General features: G+C 35.9%; 13 protein-coding genes. 11 read left to right on the top strand and 2 right to left on the bottom strand.

The annotated features are described in order from the left end of the window. Positions 1-35 precede the first annotated feature (35 nt). Entirely contained in the window at positions 36-1,481 is a 1,446-nt protein-coding gene (miaB, locus tag PBT89_RS02750; protein ID WP_270063296.1) for a tRNA (N6-isopentenyl adenosine(37)-C2)-methylthiotransferase MiaB, read from the bottom strand. A gap of 567 nt (positions 1,482-2,048) precedes the next feature. Between miaB and topA the strand changes: the two genes are divergently transcribed. The 7 genes from topA to PBT89_RS02785 all read left to right on the top strand — a co-directional run bounded on the left by topA (position 2,049) and on the right by PBT89_RS02785 (position 11,548). After that, entirely contained in the window at positions 2,049-4,544 is a 2,496-nt protein-coding gene (gene topA, locus PBT89_RS02755) for a type I DNA topoisomerase (RefSeq protein ID WP_270063297.1), read from the top strand. A 5-nt stretch (positions 4,545-4,549) separates the two neighbouring features. Then, on the top strand, positions 4,550-5,713 hold the full coding sequence (locus PBT89_RS02760) for a formimidoylglutamase (protein WP_270063298.1): 1,164 nt from the start codon (positions 4,550-4,552) through the stop codon (positions 5,711-5,713). A 110-nt stretch (positions 5,714-5,823) separates the two neighbouring features. After that, entirely contained in the window at positions 5,824-7,194 is a 1,371-nt protein-coding gene (gene porK / locus PBT89_RS02765; RefSeq protein WP_270059276.1) for a type IX secretion system lipoprotein PorK/GldK, read from the top strand. Positions 7,195-7,246: 52 nt separating this feature from the next. Continuing rightward, positions 7,247-7,909 (top strand): type IX secretion system motor protein PorL/GldL, encoded by a 663-nt coding sequence (gene porL / locus PBT89_RS02770; protein ID WP_270063299.1) that lies wholly within the window; start codon positions 7,247-7,249, stop codon positions 7,907-7,909. A gap of 41 nt (positions 7,910-7,950) precedes the next feature. After that, complete coding sequence (porM, locus tag PBT89_RS02775) at positions 7,951-9,507, top strand: type IX secretion system motor protein PorM/GldM (RefSeq protein ID WP_270063300.1); 1,557 nt, start codon at positions 7,951-7,953, stop codon at positions 9,505-9,507. A 15-nt stretch (positions 9,508-9,522) separates the two neighbouring features. Next, positions 9,523-10,410: a type IX secretion system ring protein PorN/GldN gene (porN, locus tag PBT89_RS02780; RefSeq protein WP_270063301.1), complete on the top strand. Its 888-nt coding sequence runs from the start codon at positions 9,523-9,525 to the stop codon at positions 10,408-10,410. Between the two features lie 82 nt (positions 10,411-10,492). Then, positions 10,493-11,548, top strand: coding sequence for an NAD(P)/FAD-dependent oxidoreductase (locus PBT89_RS02785; RefSeq protein WP_270063302.1), 1,056 nt, complete (start codon positions 10,493-10,495; stop codon positions 11,546-11,548). Here PBT89_RS02785 and PBT89_RS02790 read toward each other — a convergent pair. Continuing rightward, positions 11,545-11,946 carry a DUF983 domain-containing protein gene (locus tag PBT89_RS02790; RefSeq protein WP_270059271.1) on the bottom strand — a complete coding sequence of 134 codons (402 nt, stop codon included), beginning with the start codon at positions 11,944-11,946 and terminating at the stop codon, positions 11,545-11,547. The two genes, PBT89_RS02785 and PBT89_RS02790, sit on opposite strands and share 4 nt — an antisense overlap. Positions 11,947-12,009: 63 nt before the next feature. On the opposite strand from PBT89_RS02790, the gene abc-f reads away from it, so the two are divergent. From abc-f to PBT89_RS02810, 4 genes are all read left to right on the top strand, one after another. Continuing rightward, positions 12,010-13,926, top strand: coding sequence for a ribosomal protection-like ABC-F family protein (gene abc-f / locus PBT89_RS02795; protein WP_270059270.1), 1,917 nt, complete (start codon positions 12,010-12,012; stop codon positions 13,924-13,926). 66 nt (positions 13,927-13,992) lie between these two features. Continuing rightward, on the top strand, positions 13,993-15,129 hold the full coding sequence (locus tag PBT89_RS02800; RefSeq protein WP_270063303.1) for an efflux RND transporter periplasmic adaptor subunit: 1,137 nt from the start codon (positions 13,993-13,995) through the stop codon (positions 15,127-15,129). Positions 15,130-15,131: 2 nt separating this feature from the next. Beyond that, positions 15,132-18,329 (top strand): efflux RND transporter permease subunit, encoded by a 3,198-nt coding sequence (locus PBT89_RS02805; RefSeq protein WP_270063304.1) that lies wholly within the window; start codon positions 15,132-15,134, stop codon positions 18,327-18,329. Next, complete coding sequence (locus PBT89_RS02810; protein WP_270059267.1) at positions 18,319-19,653, top strand: TolC family protein; 1,335 nt, start codon at positions 18,319-18,321, stop codon at positions 19,651-19,653. Before PBT89_RS02805 ends, PBT89_RS02810 begins: the two co-directional genes overlap by 11 nt.

A 19,653-nucleotide genomic window follows, 5' to 3' on the forward strand; every position in this document is an offset into this window, starting at 1 on the left:
TGATTAATTCCTGAAAAATTAAACTGAAAATCGTCTTAATTATTGTCGCTGTATCCAACAGGTTCGCCAATTAATGTTGCGCTGGTACAATCATTAATTTTTACATTTACAAAATCACCAACCTTATAATTTTCTTTTGGGAAAACAGCTACTGTATTTTGTGAAGTTCGACCACTCCAATGTGCATCAGATTTTTTTGATGATTTTTCGATAAGTACTTCCACAGTTTTTCCTAAAAATTGCTGAGTCCTATATCTGCTATGTTCCTGCTGAAGAGCAACAATTTCAGAAAGACGTCTTTTTTTGATGTCGTGTGGAATGTCGTCTTCAAATTTTCTGGCAGCCATGGTTCCCGGTCTTTCAGAATAAGCGAACATAAAACCAAAATCATATTTCACATATTTCATTAAAGAAATAGTATCCTGATGATCTTCTTCAGTTTCGGTAGGGAATCCCGTAATAAGATCATGAGAAATTCCACAATCTGGGATTAATTTTTTGATATTATCAACCAAGGTGAAGTATTCTTCACGAGTGTGAAGGCGATTCATTTTTTGAAGCATACGGTCACTACCACTTTGAACGGGTAAGTGAATATAATTACAAATGTTGCGATGTGCAGCCATAACTTCTATAACATCTAACGTCATATCCTGCGGATTAGACGTAGAAAATCTAATTCTCATTTTTGGTTGAGCTTCTGCAACCAAATTTAATAGAGCAGCAAAATTGGTAGCTGTTGCTTTTTGCATTGGTGTGGCGTCTTTAAAATCTTTTTTTAATCCGCCACCATACCAAAGATAACTATCTACATTTTGGCCCAAAAGGGTAATTTCTTTGTAGCCCTTTTCAGCAAGATCGTTTACTTCTTCGATAATACTCTGTGGATCTCGGCTACGTTCTCTACCACGGGTAAAAGGAACGACGCAAAAAGTACACATGTTGTCGCATCCTCTGGTAATCGATACGAAAGCAGAAACTCCATTAGTTTGTAAGCGTACAGGAGAAATGTCACCATAAGTTTCTTCTTTAGAAAGAATTACGTTTACAGCATTTCTACCTTCTTCAACTTCACTTATAAGGTTTGGTAGGTCTTTGTAAGCATCTGGCCCAACAACCAAATCCACAATTTTTTCTTCTTCTAAGAACTTACTTTTAAGACGCTCGGCCATGCAACCTAAAACCCCAACTTTCATATTAGGGTTGATGCGCTTAACAGCATTATATTTTTCGAGACGTTTTCTTACCGTTTGTTCTGCTTTTTCTCTAATCGAGCAGGTATTTACTAAAACTAAATCGGCTTCTTCCAGCTGTTGTGTTGTGTTATAACCTTCTTTAGAAAGGATGGAAGCAACGATTTCGCTATCGCTAAAATTCATCTGGCAACCATAACTTTCAATAAAGAGTTTTCTTTTATTTTCGGTCTTTGGCTCAATAATCAGGGTGTTTCCCTGCTGCTTTTCATCAATAATCTTCTCCATAATGCTATACTAAGCTTAGGTAATTAGATGGCAAAGATACGTTTTAAGGTTATTGTGCCAAAGTGGCAGTAATTTTTTTTATAATTTTTAAGCAACCTTTTATGTTTTTCTGCATCTAAGATGAGAAAAGCAATTAAAAAAGCTAAAGGTAGAACCTTTTGATTTTGTGAAAACGAAACAATTTTTATGGAAGGCTGAGGATGTTTTCTTTCAGAAAAATAAAGAAAAGAGTGAAACCCCCGATCGTTGCTAACAAAATCAATGAAAATATAACACCTATGAAATAATTCTGCCTAATGATGACTGTTAGAGATCGGGGTAAACACTAGTTGTAATTGGTTATAAAGATAGTAAAATCAATCTATTAAGTGTATTAAATACTATTGTTATTTATGTTTGGTTATTTTTTTACATGCCTGCAGTATTGCGGGCATGTTATTTTACATAAATAGCTTCCAAAATGGAGCAGTTTAAGACTAAATACTTGCATTTTAAAACCGATTTAATGATTCATTTCCTACGTTAAAAAAAAATTGATATACTTTTGCACTTACAAAACTGTAAACTATGGCAAAAAATTTAGTGATCGTGGAGTCTCCTGCCAAAGCCAAAACGATTGAAAAGTTTTTGGGTAAAGATTATAAGGTGGCTTCTAGCTTTGGGCATATTGCCGACCTTCCAACAAAAGAGTTAGGTGTAGATACTGAGGGAGATTTTGCTCCTAAATATATAGTCTCCAAGGATAAGAAAGATGTAGTTAGGAAACTAAAAGGTTTAGCTAAAACAGCAGAGACCATTTGGCTTGCTAGTGATGAGGACCGTGAGGGAGAAGCTATCGCATGGCACCTTGCTGAGGAGCTAAAGCTAAAAGACGATCGTACTAAGCGAATTGTGTTTCATGAAATTACCAAGACGGCCATTTTAAAAGCTATTGATAATCCCAGAGGGATTAATTATAATTTGGTAAACGCACAACAGGCAAGAAGAGTTTTAGATAGGCTTGTAGGTTACGAATTATCTCCTGTTTTATGGAGAAAAGTAAAAGGAGGACTTTCTGCAGGAAGAGTGCAAAGTGTCTCGGTTAGGCTTATTGTTGAACGAGAACGTGAGATTGAAGATTTTAAAGCCGAAGCTTCCTATAGAATAGATGCTGAATTTGCCAATGCTGAAGGTAAAACGTTTAGGGCTAAACTGCCTAAAAATTTTGATACAAAAGAAGAGGCAGAGACTTTCTTGAAAGATAACCTTGGTGCTAATTTTAAAGTAGCCGATCTTACTAAAAAGCCTGCTAAGAAATCTCCGGCACCGCCATTTACAACTTCTACGTTACAGCAGGAAGCTTCCAGGAAATTATATTTTTCGGTAAGTAAAACGATGACTTTAGCGCAACGTCTTTACGAAGCTGGTCACATTACTTATATGAGAACCGATAGCGTAAACCTTTCTGAAGATGCGCGTAAAGGAGCCAATAGAGAAATCTTAAAAGCTTACGGAGAAGAATACGCTAAAACCAGGCAATTTAAAGGTAAAACTAAAGGAGCTCAAGAAGCTCACGAAGCCATACGTCCTACTAATTTCGCAAGTCATTCGGTTAAAGCAGATCGTGACGAGCAACGTTTGTATGAATTGATTTGGAAACGCGCTATTGCCTCTCAAATGTCTGAAGCGCAATTAGAGCGAACTAATGTTAAGATTGAAGCAAATAAACACGATAAAATATTTACGGCAAACGGTGAAGTTTTGAAATTCGATGGATTCTTAAAAGTTTATTTGGAAGGTAGCGATGATGAAGATTCTGAAGAACAAAGCGGAATGTTGCCGGAAATGAAGGTAAATGAAGCGCTTCAGAATATATTTATTAATGCTACGGAAAGATTCACAAGACCGCCTTATCGATATACTGAAGCTTCTTTGGTAAAGAAACTAGAGGAGTTAGGTATTGGTAGGCCGTCTACCTATGCACCAACGATTTCTACAATTCAGAATAGAAATTATATAGAAAAAGGTTCTGTAGATGGGACAGAACGTGAATATATCCAGTTTACCCTTGAGAACGAAAAAATTTCAGAAAAGAAATTAAGTGAAACCGTAGGAAGTGATAAAGGTAAATTGGTGCCAACCGCAGTAGGTAAAGTAGTAAATGACTTTTTAGTAAATCATTTTTCTAATATTCTTGATTATAATTTCACAGCAAAAGTAGAGCAAAGCTTTGATGATATTGCCGAAGGAAATGAAGAATGGACAAAAATGATGAAAGATTTTTATACCGATTTTCATCCTCATGTTCAGGACGTTGCTAAAAATGCAGATCGTGAAGTTGGGGAAAGAATTTTAGGAGAAGATCCCGAAACCGGAAAGCCGGTGAGTGTTCGTTTAGGTAAATTTGGTCCAATGGTTCAAATTGGCTCGGTAGAAGATGATGAAAAACCAAAATTTGCCAGTTTAAGTCCAGATCAAACTTTAGATACCATCACTTATGAGGAAGCAATGGATCTTTTTCAGCTTCCGAAGGAATTAGGGGAATATAAGGATGAAAAAGTAGAGGTAAATAATGGCCGTTTTGGCCCTTATGTGAAATTCGGTAAAAAATACGTTTCTCTTGAAAAAGGAGAAGATCCTATGAGTGTAGATTTCGATCGCGCTATGGAGCTAATTAAAGAAAAAGAGAAAGCCGATGCTCCAATATATCATTACGAGGAAAAGCCGGTTCAAAAAGGAGTAGGGCGCTTTGGGCCTTATCTAAAATGGAATGGTATTTTTATAAATGTAAATAAGAAATACGATTTTGATAATCTTTCTAATGAAGATATAGAAGAGCTTATTGAAGATAAAAAGCGTAAGGAGCGCGAAAAAGTAATTCATAACTGGGAAGAGGAAGGGATTAGAGTCGAAAAAGCCAGATGGGGAAGATCTAATGTTATTAAGGGTAAAACCAAGGTAGAATTGCCAAAAACAGTAGACGCTACAAAAATTACTTTGGAAGAAGCTAAAGACATAATCGCCAAAAAAGCACCTAAGAAAAAAGCGACCAAGAAGACCACAAAAAAAACATCGAAAAAATAAGCTGAATGGAGTTGGATTTTTTAAGTCCTGTTAGTAACGATTTAATTGACTATGCAAAAAGCTTAAATGCGCATAGTATGGGTTCTAAGGTTAAATTTAATTCAGAATTTACTGGGATACCGGATCTTGATGATGTTCAAATTGCAATCGTTGGTATTAGAGAAAGCCGTTTATCTGAAAATGATGAAGATGATTTGCTCAGTTTCGATAGCATTAGAAAAGCTTTTTACAGTCTTTTTCCGGGGAATTGGCATTTAAATATTGCCGATTTGGGTGATATTCAGAAAGGAGCTACTGTAAAAGATACTTATTTTGCAGTAGAAAAAACGGTTGCAGATTTAGTGAAAAAAGGCGTAATTCCTGTTTTGCTTGGCGGTTCTCAGGATCTGCTTTATGCGCAATACAGAGCTTATGACACTTTAGATGAGATGGTAAATCTTGTAAATGTAGATGCCAGATTTGATCTTGGTGATGCAGAGCAGGTGATTTCTAATAAATCTTACGTTTCTAAAATTATAGTTAATGAGCCTTACAATCTTTTTAACTATTCTAATATAGGATATCAAACTTATTTTAACTCTCAGGAAGAAATAGAATTAATGGATCGGTTATTTTTCGATGCCTACCGCTTGGGAGAAATTAGTAATGACATTTCCCTAATAGAACCAATAATGCGAGCAGCGAATTTGGTAAGCGTAGATTTAAATAGTATAGATGCAGCTTCAATAGGGCATTCATACTTCAAATCGCCAAACGGCTTTAATGGAAAAGAAATTTGTGCTATATCCAGGTATGCAGGGCTAAGTGATAAAGTGAGTTCTTTTGGTATTTTTGAATATAATTCTAATTTGAATGCGTTGTCTGAGATGCTTGTGGCTCAGATGATTTGGTACTTTGCTGAAGGTGTTAATTATAGAAATAACGAAAATACAGTTGCCGCTAAACAGGATTTTATAAAATATCAAGTCCCTATAGATGATGATATTTTAGTGTTTTTTAAAAGTCCTACAAGTGGGCGCTGGTGGATCGAAATTCCTTACGTAGCTAGCCTCCATACTAAATTAAAGAGGACTACGTTATTACCTTGTAGTGAGGAAGATTATCTGGAAGCTTGCAATCAGGTGATTCCAGAAAGATGGTATAAAGCAAAAAGAAAAAACGAAGTTTAATAATTAGGCATAGCCTTTGTATGTGGTTATTTTCTTAAAACTGTTGTTTTTTAGAAAATAATTGGATAGGTTTACCGCCTAAATTTGAGATGTCTTAACCTAAAAGTATTATGAAGAAAATTGTTTCGCTGGTTGCTGTTCTTGCTTTAATCTACAGTTGTGGTAGTAATGACAGAGGGCAGCTTGTAGGTGCGAAAGGAGAAAGATGGAACCCAGAGGAGCCGTTTGGTATGGCCTTAGTGCCTGGAGGCTCATTTATCATGGGGAAATCAGATGATGATATAGCAGGACAATTAAACGCTCCCCCAAAAACGGTTACAGTTAATACATTCTATATGGATGAGACTGAAATCACTAACGCAGAATATCGCCAATTTGTAAATTATGTTAAAGATTCGGTTGTTCGCGTGATGCTGGCTATGGAAGCCGAGCTAGAGGGCGCTACTGCTGGATCAGAAGGTATTGGTGAATATGCTTTTGCAGATGCCGATGAATCTGATCTTACACCTTATCAACAATACATGTTGGATACTTATGGTTCTGGTGGAGAAATGGATGCTTATGAAAACCGTAAGTTAAATAAAGACGTAGATATTATATGGGATACGCAGGATTATCCAGATGTTGCTTACGCAAGAGTGATGGACCAGTTATATATTCCGCAGGAAGACGCATATAATGGCACTCGAACTATCGACGTTGAGAAATTGAAATTCAAGTACAGCTGGATGGATATTCAGGCAGCTGCAAGAGGTAAAGGAAATCGTCGGGAATATATGAAGACTGAAGTTGTAGAAGTTTATCCTGATACAGCAGTATGGATTAAAGATTTTAATTATAGTTATAATGAGCCTATGCACAACGATTATTTTTGGCATAGCGCATTTGATGATTATCCTGTTGTTGGAGTGAACTGGAAACAAGCCAGAGCATTTGCACAATGGAGAACAAAATATAACAATGATTTCCGCAAATCTAGAGGAGATAGTAATGTGCCATCATACCGTTTGCCAACAGAGGCAGAATGGGAGTATGCTGCGCGAGGTGGACTGGAAGGAGGAACTTATCCATGGGGTGGACCATATACAAAAAATGATAGAGGTTGTTTTATGGCTAATTTTAAGCCCTTAAGAGGAGATTATGCTGCCGACCAGGCATTATACACTGTTGAAGCTCAATCTTTCGATCCAAATGGTTATGGTTTATATAATATGGCAGGAAATGTCGCAGAATGGGTTAACTCTTCTTACGATGCATCTAGCTATGATTATATGTCTTCTATGAATCCTACTGTAAATGATTATGATGATGCACGAAAAGTTGTGAGAGGTGGATCTTGGAAAGATGTGGCTTATTTCTTACAAGTTTCATCAAGAGATTATGAATATGCAGACTCTGCGAGAAGTTATATTGGCTTTAGAACTGTGCAGGATTATCTTGGCAACGATGTTCCATTAAATCAACAAACTACTTTTGAGTAACCACTTAACCCTAAATACATTCCTAAAACTTAAATTTTAATTATTATTTATTATGGCACAATCAAAAACTAGAATGAAGGTGATGAACATGGTTTACGGTATCGGTGCGGCCGTAGTTATTATTGGAGCGCTTTTTAAAATTATGCACTGGCCTTTGGGTAACGAGATGCTAATCGCAGGTCTTGTGACTGAGGCATTTGTATTCCTTGTTTCAGCATTTGAACCTGTAGACGAAGGTTACGACTGGTCTCTTGTATATCCCGAACTGTCTGAAGGGAGTGCTGCTATGGTTTCTCCTAAGAAAAAAGAGGTAGTTGTAGAGGAAACAAAGGACGCTCAGGGTATGCTTTCTAAAAAGCTTGATGAAATGTTACGAGATGCTAAAGTAGACGCGGCTTTAATGTCAAGTCTTGGAGATAGCATTAGAAATTTTGAAGGTGCAGCTAAAGGAATTGCTCCAACAGTAGATGCTATGGCTTCTCAGAAAAAATATAGCCAGGAGTTAACAACTGCTGCTACGCAAATGGAAACTCTAAATAGTATTTATAAAGTTCAGGTAGAATCTGCTTCAAAACAAGCTGAGGTTAACAAAGCTGTTGCAGAAAATGCTGGTAAACTTAGAGCTGAAATGGATTCTTTAACACAGAATCTTGCTTCTTTAAACGGTGTTTATGGAGGTATGCTAACTGCGATGAATGGTCAACGTAGAGCTTAATTTTAAGAACTTTATAATATAAACTTATTAGAAAATAATACATGGCATCAGGAAAACAAAGCCCTAGGCAGAAGATGATCAACCTGATGTATTTAGTGTTTATCGCAATGATGGCACTTAATATGTCTAAAGAAGTTTTGGTAGCCTTCGGTTCTATGAATGAGAAGTTGGAGCAGGCAAACGCCACTACCGAACAGCGAAACGCATCAGCTATGCAAGGTTTGCAATCAAAAGCAAATGAGCAGGCAGAAAAATATGCTGAACTAGCGCAAAAAGCGGAAACTATTAATCAATTATCACAGAATTTAGATTCTTATATTGAGGGGGTTAAAAGCGAATTGACTGCCGATTTAGATGATCCACAGGATTATCAGGCAATGGATAAAACAGATATTCTGGATGAACGATTTTTCACTGGTGGAAAAGTTAGTCCAAGAGGTCAGGAATTCGTAGATAAGATTAACGAATATAGAGAGGGTGTAATTAATACATTAGGGGAGGATTATAGCGCTCTTAACAAAGAGATTGCGGCAAAATTTGATACTTCAGAAGAAGAAGATGGCGAAGGTACTAAAAAGCCTTGGTTAACTTATAATTTTGAAGGATTTCCATTAATTGCTTCCATTACTCAGATGACGCAAATTCAGTCGGATGTTAAAACGACCGAAAATGATATTCTTTCTTCAATGTTATCGGGACAATTGCAGGAAGAAGTTTCAATGACAAATTATTCAACATTGTTAGAAACACCTAAGTCTGCTTATTATCAAGGGGAAACATTCAATGGAGCTATTGTTCTTGGTAGGACAGATGCTACTACTAAACCAAATAAGGTAGAATTGAAATTAGACGGGAGAACACTTTCTGGTGACGATTATTCTTTACAAGGCGGTAAAGTTGTTCTAAATGTTCCTGCGGGTAATGCTGGTAGTCATAAGTTAACAGGTCAGTTAATTTTTGCTGAAGATGGAGAAGAAACTTTAGTGCCTGTAGAACAAGAATTTGCAGTAATTCCTAAGCCTAATAGTGCAACTATTTCAGCTGATAAAATGAATGTTGTATATCGTGGAGTTAAAAACCCGCTTACAATTTCAATGGCTGGTGTTCAGGATAATAATATTAGTGCAAGTGCACCTGGTTTGAGCCGAGTTTCGGGAAGTAGTTACGTTATGGATGTAACTAGTGTACAAGCGAGAGAAGTAAAAATTAATGTAACCGGAACAATTGACGGTAAAAGTTATCCTTCTAGTTCTACATTTAGAATTAAAGATATCCCTAGTCCGGTTGGTTCTATTCGTAAAGAAACCGGTTCAGTTAAAATGCAGAGAAATAGTCTTGAGATTTCTGAAGTTGGAGCAGAATTGCCTGATTTCGATTTTGATATAGGTCTTCGAGTAACTGGATTTAGTTTTAAGGTTTCTGGGCAGCCAACAGTGACTGTTAGAGGTAATAGATTGGATAATGCAGCGAAAGCTGCTTTACGTAGAGCAGGAAGAGGAGAAACCGTGCAAATTTTTGATATTGAAGCTTCACTTAATTCAAACAGTGGATATAGACTTAAAAAAATTGCACCAGTATTTGTAGAACTTACGAATTAAGAAAAGTAATTATTTATGAAAGGAAAATATATAATATTTAGCTTATTGTTATTTATCGGTTTTACCGGTATGTCACAAACAGCGAGTATTCTAAATGCAGAAAAGCCAGAAGACATTGGGAAGTCTAAAACAGACTCCGAAGATAATACTGAAGGTGGGCCATTAGAATATGGTTATGTAGATGATCGTGATGTACTTTGGTCTAAAGGGACTTGGGAGATCATCGATTTGAATGAGAGAGTTAATTTTCCTTTGTACTACCCTGTGGATACAATGAATATTTCATCCAACAGAAGGTCACTTTACGATGTTTTAATTCGTGCTATAAAAAACGGTAAAATTGAAAATATTTATGCCGATTCCTACTTTACGGAGAAAAGAACTTTAAAGGATATTAGAGCAACAATTTCTCGTGTAGATACTACAGATTATGGTATCGAACAATACAATGCCGGTCAAGAAGTTGATGAGCAATTTATTGATCGAAGAGATTTGGGTGCTGCCGATATCGTTCAGTATAAAATACGTGGAATTTGGTATTTCGATAAAAGACAAGCAGAGCTTAAGTATAGAATTCTTGGTATTGCACCAAGGGCTCCAGATGTAAACTTTATCGACGACTCAGAACTTAACGACCTTGTTGATTTGTTTTGGGTTTGGTATCCAGATGCTCGTGATGCATTGTACGAGGCTAAAGCATATATAGGGAATAATACTGTTATCTCGTACGATCAACTTTTAAATGCCAGAAGATTCAATTCTGTTATTTTTAAGGAAGACAACGTACAGGGCGATAGAGCAATTAACGATTATATTGTAGATAATAGCTTTATGCAATTATTAGAGTCTGAGCGTATTAAAGAACAGATTCGTAATTTTGAGCAAGATATGTGGAATTATTAATTCGTAATTCTGCAAATAATAAATAGAGCGCCTTTAATAGGCGCTTTTTTTATGCTTAATTTGTATTTGAAAATAACAAAGTATGCTGGATTATATCGTCGTTGGTTTAGGTTTAAGCGGAATAGCAATTAGTAACCATCTTGAAAAAAGAAATAAGAAATTCGTTGTTTTTGAGGATAATTCTCAAGAATCTTCGAAGGTTGCCGGTGGTATTTATAATCCAATTATATTAAAACGGTTTACATTAGCCTGGGAAGCAGATAAACAAATTAGTTACTCAATTCCTTTTTATGAAGAGCTTGAAAAAAAGCTAAATACTAATTTTATTCAGCCATTTAATATTTATAGGAGATTTCAATCTATAGAGGAACAAAATAATTGGTTTGAAGCGGCAGATAATTTGCGATTAGCCCCTTTTATGGGCACTCAACTAGTAAGAGAGGTGAACTCGAATATCTCCGGAGATTTTTCATTTGGAAAGTTAGAGAAAACTGGCGCCATAGATACGGAAAAGTTAATTTCAGCAAACAGAGATTATCTAAAAAAGTATTCCATTTTAAAAGAAGAAAAATTCGATTATTCGGCTTTAGAAATCGAGGGTGATTTTGTTATTTATAAAGATAAGAAAGCTAAAAATATTATCTTTTGTGATGGTTTTGGGCTTGTAGATAACCCATTTTTTAATTATTTACCATTACGAGGAAATAAGGGAGAATATTTAATTATCAAATCGAAAGATTTGAAGTTAAAACAAGCTGTAAAATCATCTGTTTTTATTTTGCCTTTAGGTAATGATCTCTACAAGGTAGGCGCAACATACGATCATAAGGATAAAACGAAGGAACCTACTTTAGAAGCGAGAACAAAGCTTCAAAAAGATTTGGATAAGCTAATTAGCTGTGAATACGAAATTGTAGATCAGGTATCAGGAATTCGACCTGCCACAGCAGATAGAAGACCGTTGTTAGGTAATCATCCTCAGCATAAAAATCTTTTTTTATGCAATGGTTTTGGTAGTAGAGGTGTACTTATTGGCCCTTTGCTTTCAGAAAATTTATTAAATTTTATAGAGGATGGTATTCCACTGCCTCCGGAAGTTGATATTACTCGATTTCAGAAAAAATATTACAAAAACTAATTCCTGTTTTGTTTTCTCTTTGCTGCATTTTTATCGTACTTCAGAAATAAATTGATCCAGATGTTTCTGGATAAGCGCATAATAATTGGCATAAAGACGATAAGTGTGCCTACGATAGCAAAAAAAGAAGTTAATAGTCCGCCACCAAGAAAGTAGTGCGCAATGATAAAAGCAGCTACAGAAAATGCAACTCCTACCGCATAACTTACATACATTGCTCCGTAAAAGAATGACGGCTCAATCTTATATTTGGTACCACAGTGAGAACAATGATCATGCATCTCGTAAACTTTGTTTAGTTTAAAAGGATTTTTTTCTCTATACATGCTCTCTTCCTGACATACGGGACAGGTTCCCGTTAAAATGCTATACAACTTCGTGCCTTTCAAGAATTTCATAAAATTTTTTTTGCACTACAAATTTAATCATCTTTGCACAAACCTAAGTTACTTTATATATAAATGCTCAACATCCATAATCTTTCAGTCTCTTTTCAGGGAGAATATTTATTTCAGGAAATTAGTTTTCGTTTAGGAGCCGGAGACCGCATAGGTCTAATTGGTAAAAACGGAGCGGGAAAATCTACTATGCTTAAGATTATTGCTGGCGATCAGGAATATGATAGTGGGCAAATTGCCAAAGACAAAGAGCTTAGAATTGGATTTCTAAAACAGGATATAGATTTTGTACAGGGACGTACTGTTTTGGACGAAGCATATCAGGCTTTTGAAGAGATTAAACGCCTGGAAGCCAAAATGAATGAGATTAATCATCAACTGGCGACCCGTACCGATTATGAAAGCGATTCTTATACCGAATTAATTCAGGAACTTACTGATGTAACACATCAATACGAGATTATTGGAGGTTATAATTATGAGGGAGATACCGAAAAGGTATTGCTAGGGCTTGGTTTTAGTAGAGCAGATTTTAAAAAATTAACTGATACCTTTTCTGGAGGTTGGAGAATGCGAATAGAACTAGCGAAGCTCTTGCTTCAAAATAACGATATTTTGTTGCTGGATGAGCCTACAAACCACCTGGATATAGAAAGTATCATTTGGTTAGAAAGTTTCTTGAATTCTTATCCCGGTTGTGTGATTCTGGTTTCTCACGATAAAATGTTCTTAGATAATGTAACCAATCGTACTATAGAAATATCTTTGGGTAGAATTTACGATTATAAAAAGCCGTATTCCAAATATTTAGAATTGCGAGGAGAGCTAAGAGAGCAGCAACTTGCAGCGCAGAAGAATCAGCAAAAAGAAATAGAGCAAACCGAGAAGTTGATCGAGAAATTTAGAGCAAAAGCATCTAAAGCTTCTATGGCGCAGTCTTTAATTAAAAAGCTGGATAAAGTTAATCGTATTGAAGTAGATGAAGACGATAATGCGGTGATGAATATTAGTTTCCCTGTTTCAGTACAACCAGGTAAAGTTGTTGTTGAAGCAGAGCATGTTGGGAAGGCTTATGGAGATCATAAAGTACTTGAAGATATTAATCTACTTATCGAACGTGGAAGCAAAATCGCTTTTGTTGGTCAAAACGGGCAGGGGAAGACAACCTTGGCAAAAATAATTATAGATGAAATTTCTCATACTGGAGATTTAAAACTTGGTCATAACGTTCAGCTAGGTTATTTTGCGCAAAATCAGGCTGATTATTTAGACGGAGAGAAAAGTATTTACGATACTATGGTCGATGCTGCGAACGAAAGCAATCGATCTAAAGTTCGCGATATGCTAGGTTCGTTTTTGTTTCGTGGTGATGATGTAGACAAAAAAGTGAAAGTGTTATCTGGGGGAGAGAGAAACCGATTAGCACTTTGTAAAATGCTATTACAGCCTTTTAATGTGCTGGTAATGGATGAGCCTACCAACCACTTGGATATTAAATCTAAAAATGTGCTAAAAGAAGCCTGTAGGAATTTTGAAGGTACTTTAATAATTGTATCTCACGATAGAGATTTTCTTCAGGGATTAACCAAGACGGTTTACGAATTCAGAAATAAACAGATCAAAGAATATTTAGGCGATATAGATTATTATTTGGAGCAGCGTAAACTGGAAGATATGCGTGCTGTAGAGAAAAAAGATAAGGCTCCTAAAAGTGCAGCTAAAAAGGTAGCTACAGAAAAACAATCGTACGAAGACCAGAAAAAATTAAAAGCACTAAACAATAAGTTGAGTAAGGTAGAGTCGAAAATTACCAAATTAGAAAAAGAGCTAAAACGTAAAGATCACGAATTGGCGACTAATTATGAGAAGACAATTGCGCAGTCCAATTTTTTAGATAGTTATAACGATAAGAAAAAAAATCTAAAGAAATTATTTCAGGAATGGGAGGGATTGCAGTTAGAAATAGATGAAATTAGTTAATTTCTTAAAAAAATTAAGATATTCGATTAAACTTTATCTAGTTTTAGGAGTCCAACCAACTAAGTTATGGATAAACGCAAGATAATTCTCTCAGTTCTTGGACTTCTGCTTATTGTGGGAGCCGTATTTGCAGCTAAATGGATCATAGACAGTAATGTTAAAAAAGATCCAGAAATACAGAAGGTTGTAAAAAATGTATTCGTCAAAACAGTTAAAAATGACACCGTTCCTATAAGCATTCCCGCTAACGGAAATGTTACTGCATTAAGAAAGCTCGAACTCTATTCAGAAGTTCAGGGGATTTTTAGAAGCAGTAGTAAAAACTTTTTGGCAGGTCAGGAGTATAAAAAAGGTCAGATTTTACTGAATATTGATTCCGCAGAATATGCTGCCAGTGTGCAGTCTGCTAAAAGTGATTTGTATAATAGTATCACTGCTATTATGCCTGATCTACGCTTAGATTATCCAGATGCTTTTGAGAAATGGCAGCAATATTTAAGCAATTTTGATATTAATAAATCGGTTCCTGAACTTCCTGAAATCGAAACTGATAAAGAAAAATATTTCATAAGTGGTCGTGGTATTGTTTCTTCGTACTATACCATAAAAAATCTTGAAGAACGTTTAAGAAAATATACAATAGTAGCGCCATTCAATGGGATACTTACCGAAGCTTTGGTAAAGGAAGGAACATTAATTAGGTCTGGACAAAAGCTGGGTGAATATATAGATCCTTCTGTTTACGAATTACAGGTTTCTATAGCTAAGAAATTTAGCGATCTTTTAGCGATTGGCGAAGAGGTTAAACTTCAAAATTTAGATAGAACCCAAAAATATAGCGGAACCGTTAGTAGAATTAATGGTAGAGTGAATCTGGAAACGCAAACCATTCAGGTATTCATTCGTGTAGAAGGAGAAAACATACAGGAAGGAATGTATCTTGAAGCAATGCTAGATGCTAAAAAAGAACCAAACGCTTTAGAAATCCCGAGAGAATTATTGGTGGAACGATCTAAAGTTTACGTAGTTAGAGACAGTGTTTTAGATTTGGTAAGCGTACAACCCGTTTATTTTAGTACCGAAAGTGTTGTGGTAAAAGGCCTTGAAGATGGTACTAAAATGTTAGCAGCATCTGTACCGGGAGCTTATGCTGGGCAGTTAGTTAATGCTGAAGAAGTAAAAGATACCGCTAAAAACGAATAATCTTGAGAAAACTTATTAGTTATTTTATAAAGTATGAGGTTGCGGTAAATATCGTAATCATTGCTTTTTTACTATTCGGAGCAGTTGGTGCACTTACTTTAAAGTCTTCTTTCTTTCCTTTGCAGGATAGCCGAATGATCAATATTAGCGTGACCTATCCAGGATCTGCGCCCGAAGAAATAGAAGAGGGAATAATCCTTAAAATAGAGGACAATCTAAAAGGCCTGGAAGGTATAGAACGCGTAACTTCGGTTGCCAGAGAAAGTGGAGGATCTATCACCGTAGAGATTGAGCGAGACGAAAATATTGATGTAATGCTCACCGAGGTTAAAAACGCAGTAGATCGCGTGCCAACCTTTCCAACCGGTATGGAGCCTTTGGTAGTTGCCAAAGAAGAATCGGTTAGACCAACCATTAGATTTGCAATTAGCGGCGAGAAAATCCCGTTGGTTACCTTAAAAAGAATAAGTGAGCAAATCGAAAATGATTTGCGAATGATGGATGGTATTTCTCAGATTGAAATTGACGGTTTCCCCGAAGAAGAAATAGAAATTGCAGTTAGAGAAAATGATCTTCTGGCTTATAATTTGACATTTCAGGATGTTGCTCAGGCGGTTTCAGGAGCAAATATTCTTACCACTGGAGGGACGATTAAAACCAGTAGCGAGGATTATTTAATTAGGGCGAATAACCGGTCTTACTACGCAGACGATTTAGAAGATCTGGTATTAAAATCTACTACGAATGGAGAAATTATCAGATTGTCTGATATTGCCAGAGTTTCCGACCAATTTTCTGAAACACCTAATGCATCATTTTTCAATGGCAATCAAAGTGTAAATATTACAATAAGTAATACCAATTCTGAAGATTTACTTGCAGCAGCAGAGCAGGTGAATGAATATATCCAAAAATACAATCAAAAAAGTAGCAATGTTCGTTTAGATGTTGTTTTCGATTCGTCCATAAGATTACAGCAACGAACGCAGCTTTTAGTGGAAAATGGAATCATGGGTATAGTCTTGGTCCTGTTCTTTCTTTCCCTTTTTCTAAATACAAGATTAGCCTTTTGGGTGGCTTTTGGTTTACCGGTGGCCTTTCTAGGAATGTTTATTTTTGCTGAACAGTTTGATGTTACTATTAACGTATTATCGCTGTTTGGGATGATTATCGTTATTGGTATTCTGGTAGACGACGGGATTGTTATTTCAGAAAATATTTATCAACATTTCGAAATGGGTAAGAATCCCATTAAAGCAGCACTAGACGGTACGATAGAAGTTGTTCCTCCAATTATTTCGGCTATAATAACTACCATCTTGGCTTTTGCCAGTTTCCTATTTTTAGATAGTAGAATAGGCGAGTTTTTTGGAGAAGTATCTACTGTGGTGATGCTTACACTGGTGGTATCTTTAATTGAAGCACTCATTATTTTACCTGCGCATATTGCGCATTCCAAAGCACTAAAGCGTAACGTTTCGCAACCAAAATCTGTAATAGGTAAATTCTTCGGTAAAATGAGGAATATAAATAAACTTGGAGATCGATTGATGATTTTTCTCCGTGATAAAGTTTATGGTCCGGTTTTAAATTTTATACTGAAACAACAAATATTAAGTATAGGAATTCTTTTAGCGGTCCTTATTTTAACTTTTGGAGCTATTGGCGGTAATATTATAAGAATAACACTTTTTCCCAGCGTAGCCAGTGATCGAATTTCTATCGATCTTTTAATGCCTGAAGGAGTTAATCCTGAAAGAACAGATTCGATTATTACAATGGTCGAAGAAGCCACCTGGCAAGTAAATAAAGATTTTTCTGAAGAACAAACTGGTAATCTCTCTGTAATAGAAAATACCATTAAGAGGGTTGGCCCAGGAAATAATAAGGCGTCGATACAGGTAAATTTATTACCTGGTGAAGAACGTGATTTTGGTGCGCCTGAAATTACAAATGCAATTCGTGATAAAGTAGGGCCAGTATATGGCGTAGAAAACTTAACGTTTGGATCGGGCGGTAATTTTGGAGGAGATCCTGTTTCTGTTTCCTTGTTGGGGAATAATCTCGAGGAACTAGAAGCCGCAAAGGAAGAATTAAAAGCCAATTTTGAAAATAATCCGTTACTAAAAGATGTAAACGATAGTGATCCTAAGGGAATTAAAGAAATTAATATTTTCCTTAAAGATAATGCATATGCGTTAGGATTAGATCTCGCCGATGTAATTGGGCAGGTTAGAAATGGTTTCTTTGGGACACAGGCTCAGCGATTTCAAAGAGGACAGGACGAAATTAGAGTTTGGGTGCGTTATGATTTGGAAAATAGATCTTCTATTAATGATCTTGATGATATGCGTATTCTAACCCCTTCTGGAAACCGCGTTCCGTTTGATGAAATAGCGAATTATGAAATTATTCGAGGAACCGAGTCGATTAGTCACCTTGATGGAATGCGAGAGATTCGGGTAAGCGCAGATATGGAAGATCCCAACGGAAGTTCAACAGATATTTTAGCTGATATTCGTGAAAATGTAATGCCTGAAATATTAACTAAATATCCAAGTTTAAGCGTTTCATACGAGGGACAAAATCGTGAAGCTGACAAATTGATAAATTCAGCCAGTACTGTATTGCCAATTATTTTGTTTTTGATTTATGCTACAATAGCTTTTACGTTTAGAAGTTATAGTCAGCCATTATTACTAATGATTATGATCCCTTTTAGTGTAATTGGCGTTGCATGGGGACATTGGATTCACGATTTTCCAATTAATATGCTTTCAGCATTAGGGATTATAGCGCTGGTGGGAATAATGGTTAATGATGGCCTGGTACTTATTGGGAAATACAATGGTAATCTACAAGATGGCATGAAGTTTAAACAGGCAATTTACGAAGCAGGAAAATCTCGTTTCAGGGCAATTTTTCTTACATCTTTAACCACCATAGCAGGTATGGCACCTTTGCTGTTAGAAAAAAGTAGGCAGGCGCAATTCCTTAAACCTATGGCTATATCCATAAGTTACGGGATTGGTATAGCTACGTTATTAACCTTATTTTTATTACCCCTACTGCTTTCTATTACTAATCGTATAAAAGTGGAAGGTAAATGGTTGGCAACAGGTAATAGAGTGGAGCGCGAGTCTGTAGAGCGAACAATAAAAGAATTAAAAGAAGCAGAAAAAAATAAAGATGAATATTAAAATCACCTATTTTACTGTCATTTTTTTCATGTTTATTGGGCTTGCTACAAAAGCTCAGGATTCTTTATTAACCAAAAATGAAGTTATAGCAAGAGCTCTTGATAGTAACTTCGGAATAAAAATGGCTAATAACAACGTTGAAGTTGCCGAAAATAATCAGAGTATCTTAAACTCTGGATATCTTCCGTCTTTAAGAGGAGCAGGTGGTTATAATTACGACCTTAATAATCGGCTAACCGAACCAGAAGAAGGAGACAATGTAGATCAACGCGGGATCGAAGGCGAGTCCTATAGCGCCTCTATTAATTTAGACTACACGCTTTTTGATGGATTGGGACGATTTTATAATTATAAAAGTTTAAAAGAGCAATATAATCTTTCGCAATTAGAAGCCAGAGAAACTATCGAGAATACCATACTTCAATTGCTAACGGTATATTATGAAATAGCGAGATTAAGTGAGAATATGGGAGTTTTAAAAGAAACTTTAAAAATTTCTCAGGATCGAGTAAAGCGTGCACAGTATCAATTTGAGTATGGGCAATCTAATAATTTAGTAGTCCTAAATGCTCGCGTAGATGTGAATACCGATAGTATTAATCTTATCGAAACGCGACAGCAACTACGCAATACCAAACGTGATTTAAATGTTATTCTCAATAGAGATGTCAATAATAGAGCTTTTGAAGTAGATACTTCTGTAAGTTTTATTACCGAGCTACGAATAGATTCCTTTCTAGAGCAATCTACTTATAATAATGTAAGTCTTCTTAAGGCAAAAAGTAATATTATCCTTAGTGATTATGATATTAAGGTAAGTAAATCGGGTTATTTGCCTACGGTAGGTCTTACCGGTTCTTATGGATGGAATAGAAATATAAGTGCAGCTACCGCCTTTTTTCCGGGATCCAAAACAACTACCGATGGCTTATCTGCAGGATTAAGTTTATCGTGGGATTTATTTGATGGTGGTCTAACCAGTGTAGCCATTCAAAATGCTAAAATTAATAAAGAGAATCAACAACTTCAGAAAAAGCAAATAGAATTAGAGGTAGAGCGGGATATTGCAAATGCTTTAGGAAACTATGAGAATAAGCTTTATATTTTTCGTGTACAGGAAGAAAATGTTTTGACAAATGAAGATAATTTTAGCCGATCTGAAGAGCAATATCGATTAGGACAGATCTCTTCTATAGAGTTTAGGCAGGCCCAAATTAATTTGCTTGATGCTAAAACGAGTCTTAACTTAGCCAAATATGATGCAAAGTTGGCTGAATTGGAATTATTGCAACTTACCGGCCAGCTATTGAATATTGATTTTTGA

The organism is Zunongwangia sp. HRR-M8, from assembly GCF_027594405.1.
Taxonomy (GTDB): Bacteria; Bacteroidota; Bacteroidia; order Flavobacteriales; family Flavobacteriaceae; genus Zunongwangia.